This window comes from Variovorax gracilis (assembly GCF_030317115.1).
GTDB lineage: Bacteria > Pseudomonadota > Gammaproteobacteria > Burkholderiales > Burkholderiaceae_C > Variovorax > Variovorax gracilis.
The window spans coordinates 477,477-502,523 of the sequence record NZ_JASZYF010000001.1 but is presented as its reverse complement, the minus strand read 5'-3'; the positions used below and the strand labels follow the sequence as shown (position 1 = coordinate 502,523).

At 63.5% G+C, this 25,047-nt stretch carries 31 protein-coding genes; 18 read left to right on the top strand and 13 right to left on the bottom strand.

Annotation, left to right across the window (positions count from 1 at the left end):
* Positions 1 to 104 precede the first annotated feature (104 nt).
* Positions 105 to 2,258, top strand: coding sequence for a tetratricopeptide repeat protein (locus tag QTH97_RS02420; protein ID WP_286566413.1), 2,154 nt, complete (start codon positions 105 to 107; stop codon positions 2,256 to 2,258).
* Here QTH97_RS02420 and QTH97_RS02415 read toward each other — a convergent pair.
* The 4 genes from QTH97_RS02415 to lexA all read right to left on the bottom strand — a co-directional run bounded on the left by QTH97_RS02415 (position 2,248) and on the right by lexA (position 5,694).
* Entirely contained in the window at positions 2,248 to 3,420 is a 1,173-nt protein-coding gene (locus QTH97_RS02415) for an MFS transporter (protein WP_286566412.1), read from the bottom strand. The two genes, QTH97_RS02420 and QTH97_RS02415, sit on opposite strands and share 11 nt — an antisense overlap.
* Complete coding sequence (locus tag QTH97_RS02410; protein ID WP_286566411.1) at positions 3,417 to 4,424, bottom strand: D-2-hydroxyacid dehydrogenase family protein; 1,008 nt, start codon at positions 4,422 to 4,424, stop codon at positions 3,417 to 3,419. The genes QTH97_RS02415 and QTH97_RS02410 overlap by 4 nt, the downstream gene beginning before the upstream one ends.
* A gap of 138 nt (positions 4,425 to 4,562) precedes the next feature.
* Complete coding sequence (locus tag QTH97_RS02405) at positions 4,563 to 4,904, bottom strand: hypothetical protein (RefSeq protein ID WP_286566410.1); 342 nt, start codon at positions 4,902 to 4,904, stop codon at positions 4,563 to 4,565.
* A gap of 115 nt (positions 4,905 to 5,019) precedes the next feature.
* Positions 5,020 to 5,694: a transcriptional repressor LexA gene (gene lexA, locus QTH97_RS02400; RefSeq protein WP_093107767.1), complete on the bottom strand. Its 675-nt coding sequence runs from the start codon at positions 5,692 to 5,694 to the stop codon at positions 5,020 to 5,022.
* 73 nt (positions 5,695 to 5,767) lie between these two features.
* Here lexA and QTH97_RS02395 point away from each other — a divergent pair, with 73 nt between their 5' ends.
* The 3 genes from QTH97_RS02395 to QTH97_RS02385 are packed head-to-tail and all read left to right on the top strand — an operon-like array spanning position 5,768 to position 7,663.
* Positions 5,768 to 6,754 (top strand): asparaginase, encoded by a 987-nt coding sequence (locus QTH97_RS02395; RefSeq protein WP_286566409.1) that lies wholly within the window; start codon positions 5,768 to 5,770, stop codon positions 6,752 to 6,754.
* A gap of 4 nt (positions 6,755 to 6,758) precedes the next feature.
* Complete coding sequence (locus tag QTH97_RS02390) at positions 6,759 to 7,175, top strand: hypothetical protein (RefSeq protein WP_286566407.1); 417 nt, start codon at positions 6,759 to 6,761, stop codon at positions 7,173 to 7,175.
* Between the two features lie 14 nt (positions 7,176 to 7,189).
* Complete coding sequence (locus QTH97_RS02385; protein ID WP_286566406.1) at positions 7,190 to 7,663, top strand: DUF6152 family protein; 474 nt, start codon at positions 7,190 to 7,192, stop codon at positions 7,661 to 7,663.
* Here the strand turns inward: QTH97_RS02385 and adk are convergent, their stop codons facing one another.
* From adk to QTH97_RS02355, 6 genes are all read right to left on the bottom strand, one after another.
* The gene (gene adk / locus QTH97_RS02380) at positions 7,664 to 8,320 is read right to left on the bottom strand and encodes an adenylate kinase (RefSeq protein WP_286566405.1); all 657 of its coding nucleotides are present in this window, start codon (positions 8,318 to 8,320) and stop codon (positions 7,664 to 7,666) included.
* Between the two features lie 126 nt (positions 8,321 to 8,446).
* On the bottom strand, positions 8,447 to 9,217 hold the full coding sequence (kdsB, locus tag QTH97_RS02375) for a 3-deoxy-manno-octulosonate cytidylyltransferase (protein WP_286566404.1): 771 nt from the start codon (positions 9,215 to 9,217) through the stop codon (positions 8,447 to 8,449).
* Complete coding sequence (locus QTH97_RS02370) at positions 9,214 to 9,396, bottom strand: Trm112 family protein (RefSeq protein WP_286566403.1); 183 nt, start codon at positions 9,394 to 9,396, stop codon at positions 9,214 to 9,216. Before QTH97_RS02370 ends, kdsB begins: the two co-directional genes overlap by 4 nt.
* Positions 9,377 to 10,360, bottom strand: a complete 984-nt coding sequence (gene lpxK / locus QTH97_RS02365) for a tetraacyldisaccharide 4'-kinase (protein WP_286566402.1) — start codon at positions 10,358 to 10,360, stop codon at positions 9,377 to 9,379. Before lpxK ends, QTH97_RS02370 begins: the two co-directional genes overlap by 20 nt.
* 2 nt (positions 10,361 to 10,362) lie before the next feature.
* Positions 10,363 to 10,788: an ExbD/TolR family protein gene (locus QTH97_RS02360; RefSeq protein WP_286566401.1), complete on the bottom strand. Its 426-nt coding sequence runs from the start codon at positions 10,786 to 10,788 to the stop codon at positions 10,363 to 10,365.
* A 2-nt stretch (positions 10,789 to 10,790) separates the two neighbouring features.
* Positions 10,791 to 11,423, bottom strand: a complete 633-nt coding sequence (locus QTH97_RS02355; protein WP_286566400.1) for a MotA/TolQ/ExbB proton channel family protein — start codon at positions 11,421 to 11,423, stop codon at positions 10,791 to 10,793.
* Positions 11,424 to 11,735: 312 nt separating this feature from the next.
* Between QTH97_RS02355 and xseA the strand changes: the two genes are divergently transcribed.
* Entirely contained in the window at positions 11,736 to 13,049 is a 1,314-nt protein-coding gene (gene xseA, locus QTH97_RS02350; protein ID WP_286566399.1) for an exodeoxyribonuclease VII large subunit, read from the top strand.
* Positions 13,050 to 13,112: 63 nt separating this feature from the next.
* On the opposite strand, the gene QTH97_RS02345 is transcribed toward xseA, so the two are convergent.
* Positions 13,113 to 13,445: a hypothetical protein gene (locus QTH97_RS02345; protein ID WP_286566398.1), complete on the bottom strand. Its 333-nt coding sequence runs from the start codon at positions 13,443 to 13,445 to the stop codon at positions 13,113 to 13,115.
* 317 nt (positions 13,446 to 13,762) lie between these two features.
* On the opposite strand from QTH97_RS02345, the gene QTH97_RS02340 reads away from it, so the two are divergent.
* The 6 genes from QTH97_RS02340 (at position 13,763) to QTH97_RS02315 (ending at position 18,188) form a co-directional block, all read left to right on the top strand.
* Positions 13,763 to 14,251, top strand: coding sequence for a hypothetical protein (locus tag QTH97_RS02340; RefSeq protein ID WP_286566397.1), 489 nt, complete (start codon positions 13,763 to 13,765; stop codon positions 14,249 to 14,251).
* Positions 14,244 to 14,420 carry a helix-turn-helix domain-containing protein gene (locus QTH97_RS02335; RefSeq protein WP_286566396.1) on the top strand — a complete coding sequence of 59 codons (177 nt, stop codon included), beginning with the start codon at positions 14,244 to 14,246 and terminating at the stop codon, positions 14,418 to 14,420. Before QTH97_RS02340 ends, QTH97_RS02335 begins: the two co-directional genes overlap by 8 nt.
* Positions 14,421 to 14,581: 161 nt before the next feature.
* The gene (locus QTH97_RS02330; protein ID WP_286566395.1) at positions 14,582 to 15,010 is read left to right on the top strand and encodes a hypothetical protein; all 429 of its coding nucleotides are present in this window, start codon (positions 14,582 to 14,584) and stop codon (positions 15,008 to 15,010) included.
* Positions 15,011 to 15,013: 3 nt separating this feature from the next.
* Positions 15,014 to 15,223, top strand: coding sequence for a hypothetical protein (locus tag QTH97_RS02325; RefSeq protein ID WP_286566393.1), 210 nt, complete (start codon positions 15,014 to 15,016; stop codon positions 15,221 to 15,223).
* Positions 15,223 to 17,499 (top strand): DNA primase family protein, encoded by a 2,277-nt coding sequence (locus QTH97_RS02320; RefSeq protein ID WP_286566392.1) that lies wholly within the window; start codon positions 15,223 to 15,225, stop codon positions 17,497 to 17,499. The genes QTH97_RS02325 and QTH97_RS02320 overlap by 1 nt, the downstream gene beginning before the upstream one ends.
* 155 nt (positions 17,500 to 17,654) lie before the next feature.
* Positions 17,655 to 18,188, top strand: coding sequence for a hypothetical protein (locus QTH97_RS02315; protein WP_286566391.1), 534 nt, complete (start codon positions 17,655 to 17,657; stop codon positions 18,186 to 18,188).
* Positions 18,189 to 18,499: 311 nt separating this feature from the next.
* On the opposite strand, the gene QTH97_RS02310 is transcribed toward QTH97_RS02315, so the two are convergent.
* A complete protein-coding gene (locus tag QTH97_RS02310; protein ID WP_286566390.1) occupies positions 18,500 to 18,835 on the bottom strand; it encodes a hypothetical protein in 336 nt (111 codons plus the stop codon).
* Between the two features lie 23 nt (positions 18,836 to 18,858).
* Complete coding sequence (locus QTH97_RS02305; protein WP_286566388.1) at positions 18,859 to 19,971, bottom strand: DUF4062 domain-containing protein; 1,113 nt, start codon at positions 19,969 to 19,971, stop codon at positions 18,859 to 18,861.
* A gap of 254 nt (positions 19,972 to 20,225) precedes the next feature.
* Between QTH97_RS02305 and QTH97_RS02300 the strand changes: the two genes are divergently transcribed.
* From QTH97_RS02300 to QTH97_RS02270, 7 genes are read left to right on the top strand one after another with little or no spacing between them, the layout of a single operon-like run.
* On the top strand, positions 20,226 to 20,459 hold the full coding sequence (locus QTH97_RS02300; protein ID WP_286566386.1) for a hypothetical protein: 234 nt from the start codon (positions 20,226 to 20,228) through the stop codon (positions 20,457 to 20,459).
* A 10-nt stretch (positions 20,460 to 20,469) separates the two neighbouring features.
* Positions 20,470 to 20,766, top strand: a complete 297-nt coding sequence (locus QTH97_RS02295; protein WP_286566384.1) for a hypothetical protein — start codon at positions 20,470 to 20,472, stop codon at positions 20,764 to 20,766.
* Positions 20,759 to 21,274: a hypothetical protein gene (locus tag QTH97_RS02290; RefSeq protein WP_286566382.1), complete on the top strand. Its 516-nt coding sequence runs from the start codon at positions 20,759 to 20,761 to the stop codon at positions 21,272 to 21,274. Before QTH97_RS02295 ends, QTH97_RS02290 begins: the two co-directional genes overlap by 8 nt.
* Positions 21,271 to 21,723, top strand: a complete 453-nt coding sequence (locus QTH97_RS02285; RefSeq protein ID WP_286566380.1) for a hypothetical protein — start codon at positions 21,271 to 21,273, stop codon at positions 21,721 to 21,723. The genes QTH97_RS02290 and QTH97_RS02285 overlap by 4 nt, the downstream gene beginning before the upstream one ends.
* Before the next feature lie 8 nt (positions 21,724 to 21,731).
* Positions 21,732 to 22,919, top strand: a complete 1,188-nt coding sequence (locus QTH97_RS02280) for a hypothetical protein (RefSeq protein WP_286566379.1) — start codon at positions 21,732 to 21,734, stop codon at positions 22,917 to 22,919.
* Between the two features lie 4 nt (positions 22,920 to 22,923).
* Complete coding sequence (locus QTH97_RS02275) at positions 22,924 to 24,627, top strand: hypothetical protein (protein WP_286566377.1); 1,704 nt, start codon at positions 22,924 to 22,926, stop codon at positions 24,625 to 24,627.
* Positions 24,624 to 24,905 carry a hypothetical protein gene (locus QTH97_RS02270; protein WP_286566375.1) on the top strand — a complete coding sequence of 94 codons (282 nt, stop codon included), beginning with the start codon at positions 24,624 to 24,626 and terminating at the stop codon, positions 24,903 to 24,905. The genes QTH97_RS02275 and QTH97_RS02270 overlap by 4 nt, the downstream gene beginning before the upstream one ends.
* Positions 24,906 to 25,047: the final 142 nt, after the last annotated feature.

Below are 25,047 nucleotides of genomic sequence, written 5' to 3'. Positions count from 1 at the left end.
TGTCAGAATGTGTCAACTTTAGATTGCCATTGCAGCCCATTTTGCAGTCCCCACGCTTAGCGGCGAGCCTGTTTCTCCTCGGGCTCGCCCTCGAATCATCCGCGTTGACGATCGGTCGGCCGCAGGGCGCCGTCTGGATCGGCAAGCCGATGGACGTGGTGATCCCGCTCACGCTCGATTCCGCGGAGGCGGGCGGCTCCTTGTGCCTCGAGGCCCATGTCCTCCAAGGCGACACGGCGATTCCCGATCGCCGTGTGACTGTATCCCTCGATCCCGGAGCGGGTCCTGGCAATCCCAACATGCGCATTCGCTCCACCGTTCCGATGGAGGAGCCGGTGGTCACCGTCACCGTGCGGGCAGGCTGCGAGACGAAGTCTGCGCGCAGCTACGTGCTGTTGGCCGATGTGCCCACCGACGTGGCGCTGCCGGGTGTTGTTGCGCCGTCCGCGGCGCGTTCCTCGTCGGACCCCGCGCCGGTCGCGCGGCCCGCGACGCGCGCTGTGCCGCGCAATGCGAGCGGCGGAGCGTCCTCGTCGGAGGGTTCCGGCACCAGGACAGCACAGCGCGCCATCCCGCCGCGGGAGCCCGCATCGCCTGATGCCGAAACGCAGGCACCGCGCCGCGCTCCTGCCATCGTTGCTCCGGCCGCGCCCCGGCGAACGCCCGTGGCGAGGCCGCCTGCCGCGCCGAAGGTCGCTGCGGCGACGCCAGCATCCCCCGCGCAACCGTCGCCGAAGCCAGAATCGGCCACAGGCGGATCACGCCTTCGCGTCGAGGCGCTGGAGCCGCAAGCCACCAAGGAAGCGGGCCTCAAGACCACGACGGACCTGGCATTGCCTCCCTCCGAGGATCTTGGGCGACGTGCCGCTGCCGCGGCCCTCTGGAACGCGATGAATCCGCAGCCGCAGGAGGCGCAGCGCGAGGCCCAGCGTGCAAAGGACATGGATTCCACGCTCGCCGCATTGCGCGAGCAAACTGCGCAGAACCAGCGCGCCCTGAACGAATTGCGCAGCGAGTTGGCCCAGGCGCGTGAAAGCCAGTATCGCAATCCGCTCGTCTACGCCTTGGTCGCGCTGCTGCTGCTGGCGCTCATCGGCATGTTGCTGCTGTGGCGCCAGGCGCGACGCCCTGCGGCCGTGCCGGCCTGGTGGGGTGAAGCGCCGCCTCCGAGAGGCGAGGGCGCGCGCAAGCGTCTCCATCCGCAGCGGGGACTGCTGGACGAAGAGATGGACCTGGACTCCGAGCCGGATGTGCGCCCTCCGCGACGCAGCGCCAGCACGGGCAGGACTTTCGTGCCGACACCGTTTGCGCCGCTGGAGCCCCATGCGCTCGACAGCGGCTTCGACGAGGCCGCGCATCCGGTGCGCACTTTCGACAACGCCCCGGTGCGGCCGGTCAACACCGAAGAACTGTTCGACGTGCAGCAGCAATCGGACTTCTTCCTCTCGCTCGGCCAACATGACCAGGCGATCGCGGTGCTGCGCGAGCACATCGCCGCCAATCCCGGGACCAGCGCGCTGGCCTACCTCGACCTGCTGCGCATCTTTCATTCGCTCGACCGCAAGGAAGACTATGCGCGGCTGGCGGAAGAGTTCGAACGCGCCTTCAACGCCGACGTGCCGGCCTTCGAGCATTTCACCGAGGCGGGCAGGGGGCTGGAGCATTACCGCAGCGCCCTGGCGCGCATCGAATCGCAATGGCCTGCGCCCGGCACCCTTGCGCTGATCGAGGAACTGATTTTCCGCAAGCCGGGCGTCCACGAGGACGACGCGTTCGATCTCGCTGCCTACCAGGAACTCCTGCTCCTCTACGCGGTGGCGAAAGAGGTGATCGATCCGGAGAGCGCACCGCCTGCACCGGTGACCCCGCAGTCGTTCGTCGACACGCACGACGAAATGCCGACGGCGACCGCGCCCCTCGAAGTCGATACCCAGCCGCCGGTCATGCACGACGAGGATCTGGTGATGTCGCCCTCGATCTACGGCTCGATCGATGACGGCCTGCATCGCGACACGGTGATGGTGCCGGATGCACCGGTGCCGATGCCTGTCGCAAGCGAGGCACAGCCGCGCGTCAGGCCTGATCTGGAGTTGGACCTCGCCGACTTCGACAAGACGGCCTACGAGACCATGCCGACGCCGATCGAGTCCCCGAAGCCGCCTCCCGCGCCTTCGACGGATCCGCACGTGATCGACTTCGATTTGTTCGATCCGACCACCGAGGCCGAGATCGCGCCGCGACCGATCATCAAGCGCTGAATGCAGGGGCGCGGCGCTGTGCCCTGTCCACGGCCACGCTGAGCCCGAGGGCGACGAGGACGGTTGCCAGGCCGACCCAACTCATCCAGGCGGTTGCGTCATGGGCCAGCAGCCAGCCGCCGGCCCCGGCACCTACGGCCTGTCCGATGTAGATGCCGGAGCTGTTCAGCGCCACGGAGCCTGGCGCGAGCGCGGGCGAGATCCCCACCAGCCGTGCCTGCTGGGCTGAATTGGTCGCGAAGCACCCGAGTCCCCAGGGGGTGAGCAGGACCGCCAGCCAGACGAGGGTGACACCCAGCGGCCACAGAAGCAGGCTCAGCGCGATCAGCGAGGTGGTGAGCAACACCATCTGCGGCGCACCCACGCGGTCGATGTGGCGGCTCACCAGCATGTTGCCGGCGAGGCCGCAGACGCCGAACCAGGCCCACATGAGGCCCAGTTCGGTTGCACTCGCACCCAGGTTCTGCTTCAGGATGGGAGCGAAGTAGCTGAACAGGATGAACTGGCCGGCGCCCTGTAGCGCGGTGACGGAGACCACACCCATCAGCAGGGGACTTGTGAGCACGCGGCCCCAGGCTTCACGCGACAAGGCGGCGGGCCGAATGCCGGTGGGAAGCTTGAGCCAGATCCAGACCGCGCTGATCGTCGACAGAGCCGTGATCACCGCAAACGCCGTCCGCCACCCGAAATGGCCGCCGATCATGGCGCCAATCGGAAGGCCCAGCACCGAAGCCATCGACCATCCGAGGAACACGAAGGTGACTGCACGGCCGCGCTGGTCAGGCGGAACCAGCAGACCGACGCACGCTGCAGCCTGCGGGGTGAAGATCGCGGGCGCCACCACCGTCAGCATGCGGACCAGCAGCAGCCCGCCGAAATTCGGCATGAGCGTCGCGACGAGGTGACCGGCTCCGTACCAGAGCATCGTGCAGGCCAGCAGCACCCGGCGGTCCCATCCCGCGACCACGGCGGCGAGCAAAGGCGCTCCCAGGCACATGACGATCGCGCCGGCCGTGATCAACTGGCCGGCCGTCGCCGCGCTGACCTCCAGGGACGTGCTGAGTTCGTTGAGCGTGCCGGGCACGACCATCACGCCGGTGCCGATCACGAAGTTGCCCGCCAGCAGGGCCCACAGGGCGGCCGGCAGGGCAGGCCGTTTCAACGGCGGACCTGCAGTGCGCCGGGGTTGACGATGTTGGTCGGGTTTCCCTTGATGAAGCTGACGACATTGTCGAAAGCCTGACCGAAGTACATCTCGTAGCTGTCCTGCTCGACGTAGCCGATGTGCGGGGTGCAGATGCAGTTCTCGAGCCGTAGCAGGGCATGGCCCTGCAGCGGGGGTTCGCTCTCGAAGACGTCGACCGCCGCCAGGCCAGGCCGGCCGCGATTGAGTGCTGCGAGAAGTGCGTCCTGCTCGACCAGCTCGGCGCGCGATGTGTTCACGAACAGCGCGGTCGGCTTCATGCGCGAAAGATCCTCGAGCGTGACCAGGCCCCGCGTTTCGTCGGTGAGCCGAAGATGAACCGACAGCACGTCGGCCGCGGCGAAGAAGGCTTCACGGTTCGGCGCAACCTGGAATCCATCGGACCTCGCCCTGGCGCAACTCTGCTCGCGCCCCCAGATCACCACTTGCATCCCGAATGCCTGGCCGTACCGTGCGACCAGCTGGCCGATACGCCCGTAGCCCCAGATGCAAAGCGTCTTGCCCTTGAGCACCGAGCCAAGCCCGAAGTTCGGCGGCATCGATGCCGACTTGAGGCCCGATTGCTGCCATGCACCGTGCTTGAGGTTGCTGATGTACTGAGGCAGGCGACGCATGGCGGCCATGATCAAAGCCCAGGTCAACTCCGCAGGCGCCAGCGGCGACCCCGTGCCTTCCGCCACCGCAATGCCTTGCTCCGTGCAGGCGTTCACGTCGATGTGGCCGCCGACCCGGCCGGTCTGCGAAATGAGCTTGAGCTTGGGCAGCTTCTCGATGAGCTGGCGGGAGATCTGGGTGCGCTCGCGGATCAGCACGATCACGTCGGCGTCCTTGAGCCGCACCGAGAGCTGTCCGATGCCCTTGACCGTGTTGGTGTAGACCTTGGCGGCATACGCATCGAGCTTGGCAGCGCACTGCAATTTGCGCACCGCATCCTGATAGTCGTCGAGGATCACAATGTTCATGGCGTGCCATTGTGCCTCGCACCATCGACATGCTGTAACGGCGCGTCGATTTGCTGTTGCATGCACCGTACGCGACGGTTGCCAAACGAGGCGCTGCCGGCGGCAACGCGCTCGTTCAGCGCAGAAGCACCGAGGCCCTCAATGCGTGTGCGCGGAGTGCAGTGCCGAGCCGGCCGCTTCGAGTGCCACCAACCTGTCGAGCTCCGCGCAGACGTCGGCCATGCGGCCCGAAATCACGACGCGGCTCTGGTGGCAGCCCGGTTGTTGTGCGTCGATCATGCGCACCACGCGCAGGGGGCGCGCGGCGGGCGCGCTGACTTGCGAGCCGGCAGCCTGCCGTCCGGCGCAGCCTGGACGGACTCCGACATAGCGCAGGCCGGACGGACTGACTCGACGCGAGTTGCGCGCCGGCATCCAGCGGCTGGCCAGCGATTGCAGTGGCGTGAACAAATCAACGATGCTGAGCAGGGCGATTCCCATGTGAACTCCAAAGGTCAGAGATTGAACATAGGCAGGATTGCTTTCATGGGCCTCGACAGGGTGATGGCTCTTCGCCATACGCCCGCCACCTGTCGCGGCCGGGTGATTCAAGGCCTCACATCAGCATGGTGTTGCGGATGAGACCGACCGCCAGGCCCTCGATTTCGAAGGGCTCGCCCGGTTGGACGACGATGGTGGGGTAGTCGGGATTTTCCGCATGCAGCTCGATGACCTGCTTGTTGCGCTTGAGACGCTTCACTGTGACCTCATCGCCTAGCCGAGCCACGACGATCTGGCCGTTGCGGGCTTCCTTGGTAGCTTGAACCGCAAGAAGGTCACCGTCCATGATGCCGGCGTCGCGCATGGACATGCCGCGCACCTTGAGGAGGTAGTCAGGCTGGCGCTGGAACAGCGTGTTCTCGACGTAATAGGTCTGGTCGACATGTTCCTGCGCGAGGATGGGCGAACCGGCAGCCACGCGGCCGATCAACGGCAGCGCGAGTTGCGCCATCCCGGGCAGCGACAGGGAGAACTGGTTGTTGCGCGACTCGTTGAGGGAGCGCAGGGCGTCGCCCTTGAGTCGGATGCCGCGGGAGGTGCCGCTTACGAGTTCGATCACACCCTTGCGTGCGAGTGCCTGCAGGTGCTCCTCGGCAGCGTTGGCCGACTTGAACCCGAGTTCGGCGGCGATCTCGGCGCGCGTGGGAGGGGCTCCGGTGCGCGCGATGGCGCTCTGGATCAAGTCCAGAATCTGCTGCTGACGGGCGGTAAGCTTCACGGCGAACTGCATGTTGGCTCCTGATTGGCACTGGCTGAATATCCAGTACCTGTATTTTTAACCAGTTTCTGGAAGTTGGCAAGCGATGGCCGAGAGCAATGGAAAAGACGAACGCCGCGTGGTCGTGCTGGGCACGGGAGGCACGATTGCGGGCCGCGCCTCGGCCGCAGCCGACAACATCGGCTACACCGCCGGCGAGGTGGGCGTGGCCGAGCTGCTGGGCGGCATCGACGCGCCACCGGGTATTTCATTGACGGCCGAACAGGTGGCGCAGGTCGACAGCAAGGACATGTCCTTCGCCATCTGGCAAACGCTGGCGCAGCGTTGCGCCTATTGGCTCGCGGAGCCCGCCGTGGCGGGCATCGTCATCACGCACGGGACGGACACCCTGGAGGAGACGGCATTCTTCCTGCAGGCCGTCCTTGGGCCGTCGAAGCCGGTCGTCGTGACCTGCGCCATGCGGCCGTCTACCGCGCTGGCGCCCGATGGTCCCCAGAACGTGCGGGACGCCATCGTCGTTGCGTCCACGCCGGGCGCGCAGGGTGTCGTCGCGGTTTGCGCGGGCACGGTGCACAGCGCATTCGATGTTCAAAAGGTCCACACGTACCGACTCGATGCCTTCGACTCGGGTGACGCGGGGCCGGTGGCCTACGTGGAAGAAGGGGCACTCAGGGTGCTCAGGGACTGGCCGGTGCCGGCCGGCGAGCGGCTGGCCTTCGATCGTGTGGCGGGTGTTGCGTCCTGGCCTCGCGTGGAAATTCTCCTGAGCCATGCCGAGTCGCGAGGCTCGATCGTGGATGCGCTGGTGCAGGAGCGCAGGCTGGGCGGCCCCGATGTCGTCCAGGGCCTCGTGCTCGCGGCGACGGGCAACGGCACGCTACACCATTCGCTCGAGGCAGCCGCGCTGCGTGCGCAAGCCGAGGGGATTGCCGTCCTTCGGGCGACGCGGTGTTCGCAGGGGCGCATCCTTCCGAGGCAAAAGGAAGTCCTGCGCGACGCGGGTGCCCTGACGCCGGTCAAGGCGCGCATCGCGCTGATGCTTGAACTCCTGTCCGGCGAACGTTCCGCCTGAACCCATGTTCAGCGCGTTGCAATCGACTCCGTGGGCCTATCCGGCGCTGGAAGTCGTGCACATCGTCGGGATCGCGCTGCTCGTGGGCAATCTGGTTGCGCTCGAGATGCGCGTTTTCGGACGCGCTGCCGTGCTACCTGTGCGCGATCTCGCCAAATTGTCCTTGACCATCGCCTTGTCGGGCTTTGCGCTTGCCGCCGCCAGTGGTTCATTGATGTTCGCCACCCAGCCGGCGGAACTGCTTGCCAACCAGGCATTCCTGATCAAGATGGGCTTGCTGCTATTGGCCGGCTGCAACGCCTTGTGGTTTCATGGCCGTCACTCGCTGCTCAAACTCGACTTGTTGGCGCGGGTACAGATGTTGTCGTCCACTGCGATCTGGCTGGCCGTGATCTTCTGCGGCCGGTGGATCGCCTACTGAAAGGAGCTTTCCGCATGAAACGTCGCAGCTTCCTATGGGCCGCCGCTTCGACTGCCGTCGCTGTGCCGCCCGCCTGGGCGCACCACGGATGGAGCAGCTTTGATCAGGACCGCCCCCTCTACCTGGAAGGTCGGGTCGTGAGCGCGCGCTGGCAGAACCCGCATGCCGAGCTGATGATCGAGGTTCCCCCGAATCTCAAGGTGCCTGCGGACCTTGCAAAGCGTGCCTTGCCTGCACAGAGCGCGCCCGTCGATGGACCTGGCCTGCTCGCCAAGGCGGTCGTGCCTCGTCGCAACGATCGCCAATGGGAGCTCGAGTTGGCGCCGCTCACGCGCATGGAGGCCTGGAAAGTTCAGGAAATCAAGCCTGGCGCCACCATTTCCGCCGTGGGCTTCACCTCCAAGGACGAGAAGGGGGACGCCGTGATGCGCGTCGAGTACCTGTTCGTCGACGGCAAGGTGTACGGGCTGCGTTCCAGCCCGGCCTGACTAGCTGTTGAGTGCGGCGAGCGCGCGCTGCGTGATCTCGTCGACCGTGCCGACACCGGTGATGGCGCGGTATTTGGGTGCCGCGGCGGCATCGGCCTTGGCCCAGTCGGAGTAGTAGTCGACCAGCGGCCGGGTCTGCTGGCTGTAGACCTCGAGGCGCTTGCGCACGGTTTCTTCCTTGTCGTCCTCGCGCTGGATCAGGTCCTCACCGGTGAGGTCGTCCTTGCCTTCGACCTTCGGCGGATTGAACTTCACGTGATAGATGCGCCCCGATGCCGGATGCGAGCGGCGGCCGCTCATGCGCTCGATGATGTCGGAGAAGGGCACGTCGATCTCGAGCACGTAGTCGAGCTTGACGCCGGCTGCGCGCATGGCTTCGGCCTGCGGAATGGTGCGGGGAAAGCCGTCGAAGAGAAAGCCCTGGGCGCAATCCGGCTGCGCGATGCGCTCCTTGACGAGATTGATGATCAGGTCGTCGCTCACCAGGGCGCCCGATGCCATGACGGCCTGGGCCTGGAGTCCGAGCGGCGTACCTGCCTTGACGGCGGCGCGCAGCATGTCGCCAGTGGAAATCTGGGGGATGCCGTACTTCTGGCAAATGAAGGCCGCCTGGGTGCCCTTGCCTGCCCCGGGGGCGCCCAACAAAATCAGTCTCATGGTGTCCTCGGAAGGTTCTTTGATTTTCTGTCGCGCCCTTGAACGCCCCGAGGGGTGCCGCAGGGCGGAGTTGCTTCGAGGATAGCATGCGCCCCCAGCGCTCCAGGGCCCGGGAAGCGGCGGGAACTAGCTTGCAGCGAGCAGCGCGCGAACGCGTGCGAGGTCTTCCGGCGTGTCGATGCCTGGCCCGGGCGCGTGTGAGCTGACGTGCACTGCGATCCGGTGGCCATGCCACAGAGCGCGAAGCTGTTCCAGGGCTTCGGTCGCCTCGACGGGCGCCGGAGGCAGGTCGGGAAACGCGCGTACGAATCCTGCGCGATAGCCATAGATGCCGATGTGCCGCAGGGCCGGCGGCGAGGTTGGAACGGCCCTCGGCCCTTTTTCCGCAAAACCGTCGCGCCACCACGGAATCGGCGCACGGCTGAAATACAGCGCATTGCCGTGTGCGTCGAGCACTGTTTTCACGACATTCGGATTGGCGAACTCCTCGGGCGAATCGATGGCATGTGCGGCAGTGCTCATGGCCGCGTCCGGATGCTCCGCCAGCGTCAGCGCCACGGCGTCGATCAGGGAGGGCTCGATCAGAGGCTCGTCGCCTTGCACGTTCACGACGATCGCGTCGTCTGCCAGGCCAAGCTGCGTGCAGGCTTCGGCAAGGCGATCGCTTCCGCTGGCGTGATCGGTCCGCGTGAGCAACGCCTGTACTCCGTGTGCTGCGCACGCGGCCACGATGCGGGGATCGTCGCCAGCCACCACGACGCGCTCTGCGCCGGATTCCAGGGCGCGCCGGGCGACGCGCACCACCATCGGGAGGCCGGCGATGTCGGCCAGGGGTTTGTCGGGCAGGCGCGTCGATGCGAGCCGCGCGGGAATCAGGACGGTGAAGGAGGTGTTCAAAGGCCCAACTCTTCGTCGGTCAGCGTGCGCGCTTCGGTTTCGAGCAGCACGGGGATGCCGTCACGCACCGGGTAGGCGAGGCGGGCACTGCGCGACGAAAGCTCCTGCTTCTCTGCGTTCCAGGTGAGCGGCCCCTTGGTCACGGGGCAGACGAGCAATTCAAGCAGCTTGGTGTCCATCGAGCGATGATAGCTTTGCGTCGAGCGCTGTGAAGAAGGCGGGGGAAGGCTCGAAAACCAGCGGCACGGCCAAGGCGTCGGGTGCCTTGCGCCACAGTTTCACTGCGTCTTTTTCGGTGCAGACCAGCGTCTGGCCGCCGTCCGCCGGCAGGGACCAATCCTCGAAATCGTGGTGGTCGGGCAGGGCGATGCATCGCACCGGCAGCAGGGATCGTTCCTTCAGCATCTGGAAGAACGCCTCTGGCTTCGCGATCGCGGCGACGGCAACGAGCTTCCGGTCGGTCAGCAATTCGAGTGGCACCCGCGTGCCATCGCGGCGCAATGCGTAGTCGGCGAGCGCCTTCCGCGCGGTGAAGCCGTCGAACGCTGGCCGTGCGCCCGTGTGGATCACCAGGTCGCAGCGGCGCGGCCAGTGCTCTCGCAGCATGCCGGCCGGGAGCAGCCAGCCATTGCCCACGCCGCGATCGTCGAAGACGCAGATCTCGACATCCCGCGCGAGCGCGAGGTGCTGAAGTCCATCGTCGCTCACGACGACTTGAGTGTCCGGGTATCGCTCGAGCAGGGCGCGGGCCGCTTCGATCCGCTTTCGCGCGACGAAGACCGGCGACCGGGTCGAATGTCGGATCAGTGCAGGCTCGTCGCCGACGTCGCGCGGATCGGAGTCATCGAGCACCTCGCGGCAATCGTCGGTCGCCCTCCCGTAGCCGCGGGACACGACGCCGGCCTTGATGCCTCGCGCCTGGAGGTGTCGAACGACAGCCATCACCACAGGTGTCTTGCCGGACCCCCCGGCGATGACGTTGCCGACGACGACGACCGGCACGTGAACCTGCTCGGTCCGCAGGATACCTGCCTGATACAGCGCGCGCCGAGCGCCGGCCAGCGCGCCGAACAGCAACGACAGCGGCCAGAGCAGCCGCGCCAGCACGCCGCGTTGCAGCCAGGCCTGGCGCAACGACGCCAAGGCTAGCGTCCCGCCTGTGCGGCCGACTGCGTGGCGAAAGTGATCTGCACGAGACCGGCCCGACGGGCCGCTTCCATCACCGTGATGACGGATTGGTGGGCGGCACTGGCGTCGGCGCTGATGATCACGACGTTGTCCCTGGCGCCGCCGGCAGCCGCCGCCAGCGCCGCGGCGACCGCTTCGACACTGCGGTCCGGCAGCACGTTCTTGTTGATCGAATAGCGCCCGTCGGCCGACACGGCGACGATCACTTCCTTCGGGTAGTCCCGTTGCGCTTCCACGTCAGCGACCGGAAGACGCAGCTGCATCTCGGTGAACTTGCTGTAGGTGGTCGACAGCATCAGGAAGATCAGCACGACCAGCAGCACGTCGATGAAGGGGATCAGGTTGATCTCGGGTTCATCGCGCGACCCGTGGCGGAAATGCATTCTCATCGGCGCAATGTGTTCAGGTGGCGCGCGAAGCGTTCGCCGGCCAGTTCGAGGTTCAGCAGGTACTCGTCGACACGGCTGCGGAAATAGCGCCAGAAGATCAGCGCCGGAATCGCGATGATGAGTCCGAAGGCCGTGTTGTAGAGCGCGATCGAAATGCCGTGGGCAAGCTGCGCCGGATTGCCCGAGCCGACCGCGCCGCTCGTGGGAGACTGCGAGCCGAAGATCTCGATCATGCCGATCACGGTCCCGAGGAGGCCGAGCAAAGGCGCCGCTGATGCGATGGTCGCCAGGGCGGGCAGGTACCGTTCGAGCCGATGGGCCACCACGCGTCCGGCTGCTTCCATCGAGACGCGCAGATCGTCTTCGCTCGATAGCGGGTTGGTATTGAGGGCGCGGAATCCTGCAGCCAGGACCTCGCCGAGCCCGGAGTTCTTTTCCAGCTTGGTCACCACATCCGGACCGGGGATCGAAGTGCGCGACACGGTGATGGCCTCGTCGAGCAACTTGGGAGGCAAGACCCTGGAGGTCTTCAAGCTGGTGAATCTTTCGATGACGAGCGCCAGCCCGATCACCGAACAAGCGAGCAGAGGCCAGATCGGCCAACCCGCAGCAACTATGATGGAAAACAAGAATTCCTCCGGCCCATGGACTGCAAATGCGCGGCGATTATCCACCGAGCCGGCACGCCTTCCTGACCTGTCTTTCACGTAGGCGAAGACTCACACAATCTGTGGATAACTTTGTGACTAACACGCAGGGCAACTCGCCAGGACCCGCACTGGCTGGGCGTTTCATTGGTTAGGCCGAAAATTGAGCAGCACTTTTTCCAATCAAATCAATAACTTGCACGAGGACTTGCGCTCTTGCTGCACGCCATGGGGCGGTGATGGTGACCTTGGGTCCCCTTGTGGACGAATCGTTACGCGTCAAGCGGTCCCGGCATGAGTGAACGTGAGCAAACACCTGCGTCCGGAGGCCGAATCTGGGCTGTTGGCGCGCTTTGCCGGGCGGTCGCGGACGCGCTTGATGCACGCTTCAACCCCGTCACAGTGCGGGGGGAAATCTCCGGTTTTTCTCGAGCCGCCAGCGGGCATTGCTACTTCGCGCTGAAGGATGAATTCGGCCAGTTGCGCTGCGCCATGTTCCGGCGTGCCGCGAGCCTTCTCGATTTTTCGCCCCGCGATGGCGATCAGGTCGAGGTGCGAGGCCGGCTGGCGGTCTACGAGCCGCGCGGCGACCTGCAACTGGTTGTGGAGAGCCTGCGCCGGGCCGGTCAGGGCGCATTGTTCGAGCAATTCATGCAACGCAAGGCGCGGCTCGAAGCGGAAGGGCTCTTCGACAGCGCGCGCAAGCGACCACTGCCCACCATGCCGCACTCCATCGGGCTGGTGACTTCGCTCGGTGCGGCGGCGCTCCACGACGTCGTCACCGCCTTGCGTCGCCGCGTGCCGCACATCTCCGTGGTGGTCGCGCCTGCGGCGGTGCAGGGCGCGCAGTCCGCCGCCGAACTTGCGGGCGCGTTGCAATCGCTTTACAGGCTGCGGCCGCAGGTCGACGTCATCCTGCTGGTGCGCGGGGGCGGCTCCATCGAGGATTTGTGGTCTTTCAATGACGAGCAACTGGCGCGCACCATCGTCCAGAGCCCGGTGCCGGTGATCACCGGTGTCGGCCATGAGACCGACTTCACCATCGCCGACTTTTGCGCCGACGTGCGCGCGCCGACGCCGACCGCCGCTGCCGAACTCGTCGCAGCGCCACGGGACCTGTGGCTCGGCGCGCTCGAACTGTTGGACGAACGGCTGCGGGAGTCGATCGCTGCGCGCGTCGACGCGTCGAACCAGCGTCTTGACGTCGCGGCCAGCCGGCTCGGACGTCCGTCTTCGCTGGTCGGGCGGCAAAAACTCCACCTTGCCCACAGTGCGCAACGCCTGCACTACGCCGTGCTGTCTCGAACGGGGCGCTTCGCGCAGGCGCAGCAGATGCTGCAAGCCGAGTTGCCGCAGAGGTTTCGCGCCGCATTCGTTCGGCAGCACGAACGCCTTGACAGAGCGGCGCTACGCCTGCAATTGCTCGATCCGGCACTGGTGCTGCAGCGGGGTTATGCGTGGCTCACGAACGCGGAGGGCCACGCCGTCACCAGCGTGCGGCGGCTGGCCGCCGGCGATGACGTGCATGCGCGGCTCGCCGACGGTACGGTCGATCTCAAGGTGATGCAGTCGGGGACAATGGGAACGCGTCCGACGCCCGGTGCGTAATTCCTTTCTAGAATGCCGTTCTCCCTCGGAGCGGGGCTATTTTAGCTATGTCTCCGCTATGCGTCACGCGGACGCCTTCGCCCGGCCACGGCGCTTGGCTGGCTTCGGGTCGATCTTCGCCATGACTTCCTCGTACGCGTCCGTGGTCACGATCAGGGACTGGCGAGCGGCGGTCAGTTCGCCCGGGCCGGTCACCTTCACGTAGTACAGCGTGTCATCCTGCTTGAAGTACAGGTAGTGGCTCCCGCGCCCCTCGGTGGTCCATGCGGGCTGCTCGACGCCGTTCACGGTGCACTTGAATTCATTGGTCCGGGGAGCGACGTTGTATTTGCTGGCCGAGACATTGGAGAGACGAGTTGCCGAGGGGGCGCCAATGGTGATGTTGAAGTTAGGCATGGTTAAGCTCCAGAAATGACGGGACATTCCGCCTAACAATTAATTCTGAGTGGCTTGATTGGTGGCAGTAAAGCCATCTCATACCTATTCATATGTGAATATAGTCGCATAACGATCACGCGCAGCTACAACGGTTAATCGTTGCGTTCCAAGTGAACGCCGGTAGACTCGGGGGCGTCGGAACCTCGCGGGAGTGCCACCTCCCCAGCCACTTCGACTACACGTTGTTCCCGAAGGTATTTCAACAAACCTCGGAATGAGCGAGCCCATTCTGGCTCTTGGCCCCGTGGCAGGCCGATGTCATTTCGAGGGTTCCCATGTCTGAAATCGCTCTGGGCGAAGCCGCGCCCAAATTCCGCCCCAAGCGCCGCATTCTTGGCGGCAACCATCCGGGGAGCAACGCGCCGAGAGGTCGGTGGCCGCTGGAATACAAGTACCTGATCTTCCGCGTTTATGAGTCGCTTCTGGGCCCATACGGGGCAGCGGAGAACAGAGCAATTGCGGACCGTGCGCCGATTAAGCAAGTGGCTGAGCGGATCAAGTTCGCCGCGCCCGACATGTACGACTGGTGGATGGACAACCACCCGGACTCAACTTGCTCCTTTGAGGAGTGGGTTCGGACCACGGTCTACAACCGGTACTTCTACATGTACACGAACGTCAAAACTCGGGAGGCGGGCATCAGCACGGAGCACCCCGACAACTGGGATTGCTACAAGAAAGGCACGGCCGAGTGGCAGGAAATCGTCGCATGGGTCGAGCAACGTCTGGAATTTGGCGCGCCCCCGGAGGTTTGCGATGTCTGAATATCTCACGACCAAAGAGGTTGCCGCCCTCCTGCGCACTACGCCCGGAGCGCTTCACGTTGCCTATAACAAACGCAAAAGCTATCTGCCGCCCCGATATCGGTTTGGGAAACGCATTCTCTACAAGCGCGACGAGGTTATTGCGTCGCTGAGGCTGGTCGAGCAATAACGAAAGTATAGCTACATGGCTATATAGATCGCCCTAAATATAGCTCCGCTTTTAGAATTAGAACCGGCGAAAGCGGATAGGTTGGATTTACTTAGGCCCTGTAATAGAAACCGCTTTGGCGATCATTCTATTACAGGGTTTTCTTTTATTTGGAGTTTCAAATGCTTGAATTGATCGGTGGAATTTATTGCGGCCGTGATCACTTTGCCGATGCGGCTGGGATCGCCCCTGTCTCCCTCGGGGCCATGATTTACATGAAGGATTTGCCCCCGTTGCCGACCCCGCTCCAGCAGCGTGTCTTGGGCCGTCAGGCATGGATGCCCGAGGACGTGGAGCACTGGGCCGCAAGTATCAAGAACTGGCGCGCCGACGAGCAGGTGCGCAGGGCAGAGCAGAAGCTGGCGAAGGCACGCCGGGATCGCGCCCAGCTGGAAGAAATGGAGCGGGAATCCGCCAAGTTGAAGCGGCAAGCCGAGGTCCATAGGTCCGAGCAAATCACGATGGAGATTGCCCATGAGCGGGCGAAGGGCGTGTATCGAACTCACGACGAAACGATCGCTGAGTTCAACCGGCGCATGGCGGAGAAGTGAGCCATGGACGACAACCTTCGCGATTGGAAGAGGCGCATGGTGAAGATCAAGGCTGAGCGCATCGAGCCACCCGAGCCCAGCCCAGCGCCCCGCGTCCTGGCCCCCGGTTATGTCGCGTTCGCCTACCGCATCGGCATCGTCCCGCGCACCGGCGAGGCCCTCTGGGACTGGCGCGGTCGCATGGTGGCCGAGCGCAAGTTGAGGAGAAATTAATGAGTGCGCTGCCGAACGTGACCACCATGAACGCCACGTCCGAAGCCTTCATGCTGGCCGATCTGATGCGGTCTGGCCTCGTGCCTTCGGATTTCAAGATCACGCCGAAGCCGCAGCCCCTGACCGACGATGGGCAAGCCAAGTACAGGCTTTGGTATGACCTTGACTACTACAAGGATCGCATCGACAGGGACGAGAACAAGTACATAGGGCCGAAGGGCAAGCGTGCGCCCAGCACCTGCGTCGGCTCGGTTGTCGAGTTCAACAGCGGCAACATGAATGCCTCTGTCGAGGGGCTGAAAAAGTCGGTGTTGTTCGAGCTCACGACCGGCATCCCGACGATGGTGATGGATAGCTGCTGGGACTTCGCAGAGAGCGGCGGCGATGGTGAGGACGGCGTGGACAGCAAGACCGTACGCCTCGACATCCTCGACGGTTGCCGCCCGGGGAAAGTCCACCTGGCTCTGTTTGACGGCGATTGGGCGAGCAACCCGAACGTGGCGAGAGCGCTGGCGACCTATGCCGTTGAACTCGACAGCTACGGTGTGCAGGCCCGGTTCCCTGACTTTGGCGTCGATGAGAAGGGCAAGAAGCGTGGCTATGACGATTGGTTCGTCGCCAAGTACAACACCGACCGCGAATACTGGCCCGACCAGAAGCAGGTCATCAAGGAAATCTTTGCGCTGCCGCAGGTCCCAGTCACAGAACTGGAAGAGGCAAAGAAATGGGCGCTGGCGTCGCAGGACAAGTTCAACCAGAGCCTGACGGACCTGACCGACCGCGGCAACGCTTCCCTGCTTGTGCGTCTGATCGGTCGCAACAACCTGCGCCACCTAACTGACGTGGGCGAGTGGGTGAAGTGGGACGGCACGCGGTGGCACAACATGGGCTCGACGCCCTACGAGATGACCAACGTGGTCGCGCGCCATTACTTCCTGCTGGCTGATCGATTCGAGCTGATGGCGTCGGGGATGCCCGCTGACGACGCCCACGCGGCAAAGCGAGACGCGCTGGTCAAGAAGGCCGGTCGCTACCGCAAGCACGCCGAGGCGAAGTGTTCCTCCGTGCCCGGGAGGCAGACCATGCTCAAGGACGCTGCCGAGCGCCGGATGCTCCACGCCACCATGGCCGACTTTGATGCTGACCCTGACGTGCTCGCGGTCCAGAACGGCATCGTGGATCTGCGCACTGGCGAGGTCCGCCCCGAGCAGCAAGAAGACATGATCCTCAAGCGCTGCGCGGTTTCATATGACGGCTCCGAGCCGCAAGGGACCGAGGGCGCTGCCCGCGCTGCGTACTTCATCGAGGGGATCACCGGCCTACAGCACGGTCATGTCGACGCCGAGCGGGAGCGGTGGCTGAGTCTGCGGATCGGTGCGGCCCTGCGCGGTCGCAATGCCCTCCAATCGCTGGAGATTTGGCACGGGCAGGGGGCCAACGGCAAGAGCGTGCTGGCGAAGTCCCTTGGTCATGCGCTAGGCGACTACGCCGTGAACGTGCCTGCCGGATCGCTCATGACGTCGATTCGCGGGCGTGACGCTGAGAGTGCATCGCCGTTCCTCGCCAAAGCGGTCGGCGCTCGCATGGTCTTCGCCAACGAGAGCAGTGACACGCAGTACTTGGATGAGGCCCGCGTGAAGGCCCTCACCGGCGGGGACAAGATCAACGTCCGGGCGAACTACCAGGACGGCGGCGAGTACGCCGTGACGTTCACCCCCGTGCTGCTGACCAACGCGCTGCCCAACATTGCGGCGGGTGACGCTGCCCTGTGGGATCGGCTGGCCCCGTTCCCCTTCGCCCTGCGCTGGCGTCGGCCCGGTGTGCTCTCTGCGACGGATGGCGATGACCCTTCGTTGCCCGAGGCTGACCCGTGGCTAAGGGATGTGATGGCCGAGGGGCGCGACCCTGACGCCCTGCGGTGGCTGCTCTGGTGGGCGATCCAAGGTGGCGTCGAATTGGAGCGCGAAGGGTTGCCGCGCCCGCCTGCCGATCTGGTGCGCAATGCCGACGCCTACAGGGGAGCGCAAGACAAGCTCGGTCGCTGGATGGACGACGAGGGCTGGGAGTTTGACCCGAACGGCAAGACGCCTAGCACCGAGGTGTTCGCGTCCTTTGCCCACTGGTGCGAGATGGAGGGCATGAAAGCCGTCTCGTCTGCGATCTTTAGCAAGAGGCTTATTGATTACGGCAAAGGTCGGATCGAAGCGGGCAAAGGAACGGGCGGCGTGAGGGCTTTGAAAGGAATAGTGAAAACCGCCAGAGGTGCTAAGCATTAGGGGCGGGAGGGGCGGCTAGGGGCGCTTTTCCGGGAAGTGTTATATAAATTCGTTCGATCGATTTTTAATTAGACAACAAGTAGAAATACCCGCCCCTAGCCGCCCCTAGCCGCCCCTATTGATGTGTTCCCCCATGAAAATTCGGAGAAATTCAAATGTTTTGGTCAATTGACGATGTAAACAATGGTCTGTGCGATGTCGGAGACGTGGGGAAGCCCCGTCCGCCAGTGGTAGCCGTGCCCCCACCGGAGGTCGATCCCGATGTGTCGCTCCGCCAGCAGCTTAGAAATGACTCTGCAAGGGCCTACGCGGCAGTAGGAGGCGTCGATTTCCTGAAGGCGAACCCCGAGCTACTGTCGAAGTTGCTCGTTCGTTCTCTGCCGCCTGAGGGCGTGAACGATCCGAACCAGAAGGCTGACGAAATGCCGATGCCTACGTGGCTCAAGGCCCAGCGGCTGTCGTACCAGATCGTGACCGTGGCGTCACGCGACATTAGCCCGGACGACGACTCGCCGTGGGTCGACCACCCGCAGGCGCTACGGCAAATGATCCACGACTTCCTGACCGCGCACCCGGAGATTTATGAGGCGGCGCAGGCGATGTACGCCAAGCTCGGCACGGAGCAGCCCGAAGCGCCTGAATTGCCTGCCGCAAAGCGCCGCGACCCCTTTGCCGGGACTGACGACTAGTTCACTGCCTAGCCACGCGGAGCTAAGTCATTGATCTGCACTGACAAAGCGAATCCGACGCGGAACCGAGTGAGCCGGGCGGGTGGAGAGCGGAGAGGTTTTGCCCTCTGTCTTCTCTGGCTCTGCCTGCTGCTGGCTGGCCGGGCGGCGTGCTGACATTCTTTTGAGTCAGCGGCATGTGAAAAGCACTTGGCAATGCCGTTCCCACATGGGCGCAAATGGGCGGGTGGGGGTGCCTCTCATGTCACTGGTCGGCCTTGCGGAACCTGCACCCGAAACCCACAGAGCCTGCCACCAACAATTTGTAATGCTCACATCCTCTTTTGCCTCACCAGCTCGAAGTACAGATCGTTAGCCCCGTCAGCCTCATCCTTGAGCGGGTTGGCCTTGCAATAGTTATCCATCCAAAGGTACAGGGAGTCATTATCTGTCCCTTTCAAAATGTTTTTGCTGCTGACAAAAGCCATGCCGGATAAATAGCCGAGCAACCACGCCTCAGAAACGAAGTGGTCAACTCCTTGAACGGCCCTTTCCTTGGTCCAAGTCCCACACGACCGCATGCCCCGTGCCTCCACTGCTTGCACGGTCTGGCCAATACAAGATGCGGCAACTACCAATGTCGTCGCCGCTGTTTTCCAATTAATCATTATGTTCTCTAAGCTCCTTGCCTTTAGTGGGCCGTATTTTCGCTGACCATCTTGAGAGCCGTGCGTTCTACTTTGCCCTCCGCGTGAACCTTCGGCGCGCGCCTAATAGCTCTCAATGTCATCATGACGTTTTCCCCATGAGGAGTTAGCGTCCAATATGTTTCCTTGTCGTTCACACTTCTCGACTTCTTCTTCTCGCTCTTCTGAATCAGTCGTAGCGCAAGCAACTGGACCTTAATTGTGTGGAAATCATCCGAATCTGCTCGAAAGTTTTTCAGTCGATAGGGGGCGGTGCTCTTTTCTTTCGAGAGAGTGTCAAGATTGTGTGTGATGCAGAATTGACTAAGTTGCCCCTTCAGTTGTTTCTCGGACGCTTCATCTATCATTAAAGGAGCCAATTCCGCAAAAATGTCGTTCCAACTTGAGCGGAATGATGCGGTGAAATTTATGTCGGCTGAGAACTGGTTGCTCTTGAAGCCGTCAAATGCATATGAGATCTCGAATTTATCGTCGCCTTGGGAAAATTGCTCTGTTCCCTTGCCTGCTGAAATTTCCGTCGCCGCAATGTTGTATTGGAGTTTTTCTATCTCTTGGCGCAATCGGAGTATTTCCTCTGTGGCACCTCGCTCAGGCACTTGATCTCCCTTGACCCATCCGACCGCTGGATCAGTCTTCTTGAGGTCGTTTATGCTAAGAACAACCTCGGCGGCGAGATCACTTTCATTTGTCCAAAAAGCGCATTGTTGACTTTTGACGAGCGCCGTGAATTTCGAGAGTTTGGCTCTACCCGCTTCTGTTTCTTCCAACTTATTTCCGGGAAGCACGCCTATATCCTTGTGAACGAAGCCAACGGCGGGTTTGCCCTTCTCGACGGCGTAGCGGTATTCCATCTCCGTGTAGCTCAGATCTGTGTCCTCATGCTGAGATCCGTAGCGCCCACCTACGATGACAAGATAATAGTCGCATTCGTCAATAACCCCCTTTATGAGATCCCACGATTTTTTGTTTGCGGCACGGAATAGCTCCATCCCCGAGGGAATGCAATCCAATCGCAAAAGATTCTCGATAACTGCCTTCCTCTCCATCACTAGATCAGTGTAGGTTGAGCTAACAAAAACTTGATATTTCTTGTCCATTTGTTCTCGCCAAATTAAGTAGAAGTCCTAATAGACCTCAAAGGACTATATTTCCCCGAAATTCGGACGATTAATCGAAAATAGGCTATAGCCTATTTCGGGAATCTATAGTGTCCACTGATTATGCCGCTGCGACTATTGCCGGGGCTTTGAGCGCGCCTACGAGTATCGCCGTCCAGCCGCCCATAGGGCACAACGCGCTCACCGCGGCTAACGCGGAATCGTGGAATCCGCACGCTGGGACGGACCTGACCGTGGCTGTGTCGGCAGCAGACAACGCCCCCAGCGCCTCGGGCGGGGTCAAGGCTGTGCAAGGCACCCCGGGCCGGTCCAAAACCAATCAGGCCATGACGTGGTGCGTGTGCGTCGCGGGCTGCACAGCGGGCGCCACAGGAACGATCACCGCAGGCGCATTCGTCGTCGGCGCTGGCGCCTCCATCGCCCAATCCACCATTCCGGCCAACGGCTTCGGCTGGGTCGTCAATTGAGGAGCCAATCGTGGCATTCGACTATCAAGACATCGAGCGCGCACGGGCACGCCGCGCAGGGGCGGGCTGGGATTCCGGTGTTTGCGCCCCTCAACTCAAAGTCGGCGATCCGGGGATCAACGCTATCGGCAACCGGGTCGCAGAGGTTGACCCCCGCGTCGGGCACCAGAGCGAACCGACGAACGGCTGGGGCGAGCGCAGACCCCCGGCGAAGCCATACGGTGCCGACGGCAACCCATACGGTGAGAACCAGCATCCGTGGCCGGAGGACTTGCTGCCCCCGGCGCAAGGAGTCATCGGTGAGTGACTTCCGCGTGATCCAAGAGGCCCCGGACCCGACGCCCGGCGCTGGCGTCTGGGATCAAGCTGCTCGCGACACCATGGACCCAATCCCGAACACAGAGCACGTGGTGCGGGCTCGCAACTTCGATCGAATGCTTGCGGCCTATGACCAGATCGCCGCCAACATCGAAGCCAACCTTGTCGAACTGCGCCGAATCGATCAGACGCGGTTCGACATGCACTTCGCCCACCTCGCCAAGGCCAACCTGCCGCGCTCCGTACCCGATCCGACGCTGAGCCCCAGCTTCACGACCGTAGAGGCTGCATTCCTTCGTGCAGGCAACCATCCCCCGGTCCAGCGGCGTGCGTCGAACGTAGTGGGCGAGCCATTCCACATGACTGAGGAAGAGTTTCGCCAGCGCAAGCGTGAAGAAGCTGAGGAATTCCAGCGGCGCACGAGTCCGGTGTCCACCGCTCGCAAGCCATCCCTCGCCAAGAACGCCCCCCAGCCGTGGAAGGAACCGTACAAATGAAATACGTGAATCGCACGCCGATCAGCAAAGCAGAGTTTGAGCGCGACATTCGCAAGCCCGGTCTGCTGGAGCGGATCAAGCGTATGCCCCCCGAGGTCCAGACGCAGTACCTGGCTGAACTCAGTCACATGCAGCGCGCCGAGGAGGGCATGCGTTGGCGTCCCGACCTTCTGCCCAACGGCAACAGCTACCGCCCGTCTGAGCCGACCGTCGCCAATCGGCACGGCTACCCCACGCCGTTCGCGCCCAAGGAGACGCACCGCCCGGACCACCTTGCCGACCCCGAGTTCATGAAGCACGCCCAGGGCGTCACCCAGCAGTTCGTCACCGAGCAATTGACCAGCGAGATGCAGGAGCGCATGGGGACCGACGCTGATTGCCCCCTGCCGAAAGAAGCGACTTTGCGCGAGCAGATCGAAGCTGCCGCAGCTATCCATTCCCAAGAGTAGGAGCCCCCATGCCTTCCATTACCAACGCATTCACTGACGGCGATGCCCTCGACAGCGGCAACGAGGCTCTGACCACCCAAGCCTTCCGCCTCGCTGAGCGCCGCAAGCAGCTTCAAGAGCAGGCCGCAGCTATCGCCCAGCAGGGCCAACCTCAAGGTCAGATGGTCTCTGGGCGCTTCGTGGCCCCCTCTAAGGGTCAGCAGTTGCTCCCCATCCTCGGTCAGGCCTTGGTGCAGTACAAGCAGACGGCTCTTGACAATGAAGCCAGCGACTACGAGCGCCGTGCCGCAGCGGCAGCGATGGAGCACCTATCCCACCCGCCTGCGGCGGATGCCCCCCGGGAGGAGAAGCTGGCATGGGCTCAGCGCGGGTCGCAGATTCCCAACGTCGCGCCTTTGATGAAGGCGTATGCGACCGACCAACTCGTGACCGAGCCGGAGCGTGTCGAAGCCCGCGCCGAGCGCCGGCAGAAGCAGGCCGACGCTATTGCCGAAGCGCAGCGCAAGCAGCAGGAGGAACTGACCTACCGCCGTGAGCGTGACCAGCAGCGCGCCGACGACAACGCCGCCAACCGCGACCTCCGCGCCACGCTCGCCCATGCTGTTCGCTCTGCCGGTGGCGGGGGCGACAAGGCCAGCAACTATCAATTGTTCCAAGGGGACGGTGGCACGATCACCCGCGTGAACAAGCTCAGCGGCCAGAAGGACGTTGTTGGCCAAGGTGGCAAGTCGTCGGCTGGCGTCCTCAAGGAGCAGCAGGACGCGAAGCAGGCCATCGACAACGCCGAGAAGGCCATCGACTTGCTCGACCAGATGAAGCCCCTCATCCCCAAGGCGACCTCCAGCACGGTCGGCTCGGTGCGTGACAAGGCGCTCGGCGTTGTGGGCGTCTCCACCGCCGCAGGTGATGCGGCCGGTGAGATTGACCAGATGGGCAAGAAGCTGGTCAGCTACATCGACCGCAAGGGGCTCGGCCCGCAGTTCTCCGACGCTGACCTCAAGTTCCTGTCCGCGACCTCGGGCGGGTTGGGCGATCCCACGATCCCCGTCAGCCGCAAGCTGGCCGTGTACGAGCGTGTCCGCAAGCAGTTCGAGCAGCAGGCCAAGGGTCCATCGATCCGCGATGCGGTCAAGGCCGCAGCCGATCAGCATTCGACCCCGAAGAACATCGATGACCTTCTGAACAAGTACAGGTGAGTACATGGCTACGCTTGAACAGCTTGAACGTGGCCTGATCGCAGCCGATGCCGCTGGCAACGCGGAGGACGCCCGCGCCTTCGCCAACGCGATCCGGCAGGCCCGGTCCTCTGCCGCCCCCGCCAAGGTCGATACGGCAGAGGGCATGTCCACGACCGAGAAGGTGCTGACCGGCATCGGTGGCGGCTTGTCGAAGATGCGTGACCAAATCTTCCCACCGGGCAACCCAATCAACTCCCTGTCCATGGGAACGCTCGGCAGGGACGACACACGGGAGCGCAGAGACAACCTGGCAACCTATGAGGCGAACAAGGCCGATCTGGGCACCGCTGGCGCGATTGGCGAGGCGATCCCGGAAGTGGTCGCAACGGCTGCCCCCATCTCCCGCGCTGGCACGCTCATCTCGAAAGCTCCTGTCCTCGCTCGCACTCTGGGGCGTCTAGCGCCCGCTGCAGGCGATATCGCTGCGAACGCTGGGTACGCCGCAGCCACGGCCGACGAGGGCAACCGGGGCACTTCTGCAATGGTCGGCGGGGCAGGCGCAGCGGGCGGGCGACTTCTGACCCGCGCTCTCGGAGGAGTCGCCAAGCCGTTCGTGTCGAAGGACGCCCAAACGCTCATCGACGCTGGCGTGACGCCGACGCCGGGCCAACTGTTCGGGGACAACCTACCCGGTAGGGTGGTTCGCGCCACGGAAGACAAGGCCATGTCGATCCCGCTCGCTGGCGACCTCATCCGCAACGCTCGCACTCGCTCGATGGAGCAGTACAACAACGTCGAAATCAATCGCGCTCTGGCCCCACTCGGCAAGAAGGTCCGGGGCTCCGGTGAGGACACGATCGAATCCGCCCAACGGGCCATTTCGGACGCGTATGACCTCGCGCTGCCACAGATGTTCCTGACCCCGGCGAAAGCTACCCAAGCTCTCCAAGCGACCGACGCCGCGCTGAAGGACATTCCCCTGCTGACGGTCGAGCAAGAGGGCAAGCTGATCCAGTACGTGGCTCGCAAGATCCAGCCGCAGCTACAGAGCGGGAAGCCCATCGACGGCAAGACATGGAAGGCCATCGACGCCGAAATTGGTCACCAAGCCCGGGAGTTCAGCACTGCTGCCGACCCCTCCGCTCACTCGCTCGGGGAAGCGTTCTATGCGCTCCAGCAATCGTGGCGGGACGGTCTGGAGGCGACGACCCCCGCCGCCAAGAGTCTGCTCAAGGAGGCCAACAGTTCATATCGTCAGTTGCTGCCCTCCGTGAAGGCTGCGGATCGCGCCATGGGTCAGGGTGGACGGTTCACACCGCTTCAATTCAACCGTGCCGCCCAGAAGTTCGGCCAGGACGGGAGCGAACTGAACACGGCTGCACGTAGGGTTCTCCCGGCCTCGATCCCCGACAGCGGTACAGCGGGCAGGGCGCTGCTCGGGGCTGGCGTCATCGGCGGAGCGGCCACGGCCGGGGCTCTCGGTCACACGGCTGGCGCTGCCGCTCTCACCGCAGTCCTGTACTCGCGCCCGGGTATCAACTTCCTCTTGGATGGTCTCGGCGCTGCGATCCCCAAGAGCGTGTCGGATGCTTTGCGCGCTCTCCCGCCTGCACAGGCGCTTGAGCGGTTGGCTACGCAGTACCCGCACCTTCAGCCGATGGCCCAGAGCGTTGTCTCCCAACTCGCTCGGCAAATGGCTACGCAGTCGCAGGGGGAGCAGCAATGAGTTCGACCCCCATCCCCATCCCATACGCGGACATTCCGTTTAACAAGCTGACGATGGAGCAGCGGCGTGAGCGTGAGAAAGCCATGGCGGCGGAGGGTGACCGACTGGCCGACGAAATGGGTCGGGTGCAGCGTCCCGCGCAGCCGGTGTGGATCAACCAAATCTATGACCCCCGCCAGCGGTCTACCGGCCCAACGCCAGAGCAGGCATGGGGGATGGGAGCCGCTGCTGAACTGATCGAGCGCTTGGCTCAAAAGGACCGGGGGAACGCATCATGACCGGGCGTGTTTTCGGTGAGCAACTGCCCGAGGACGAGTCTCAATGGGACTGGACCTACCGGCAGTTGGAAAACATACGCCTCTCTCCCCAAATATCCGATAGCTCGCGGGTAGAGCCCCGCCAGGAGCGCACAGAAATGCC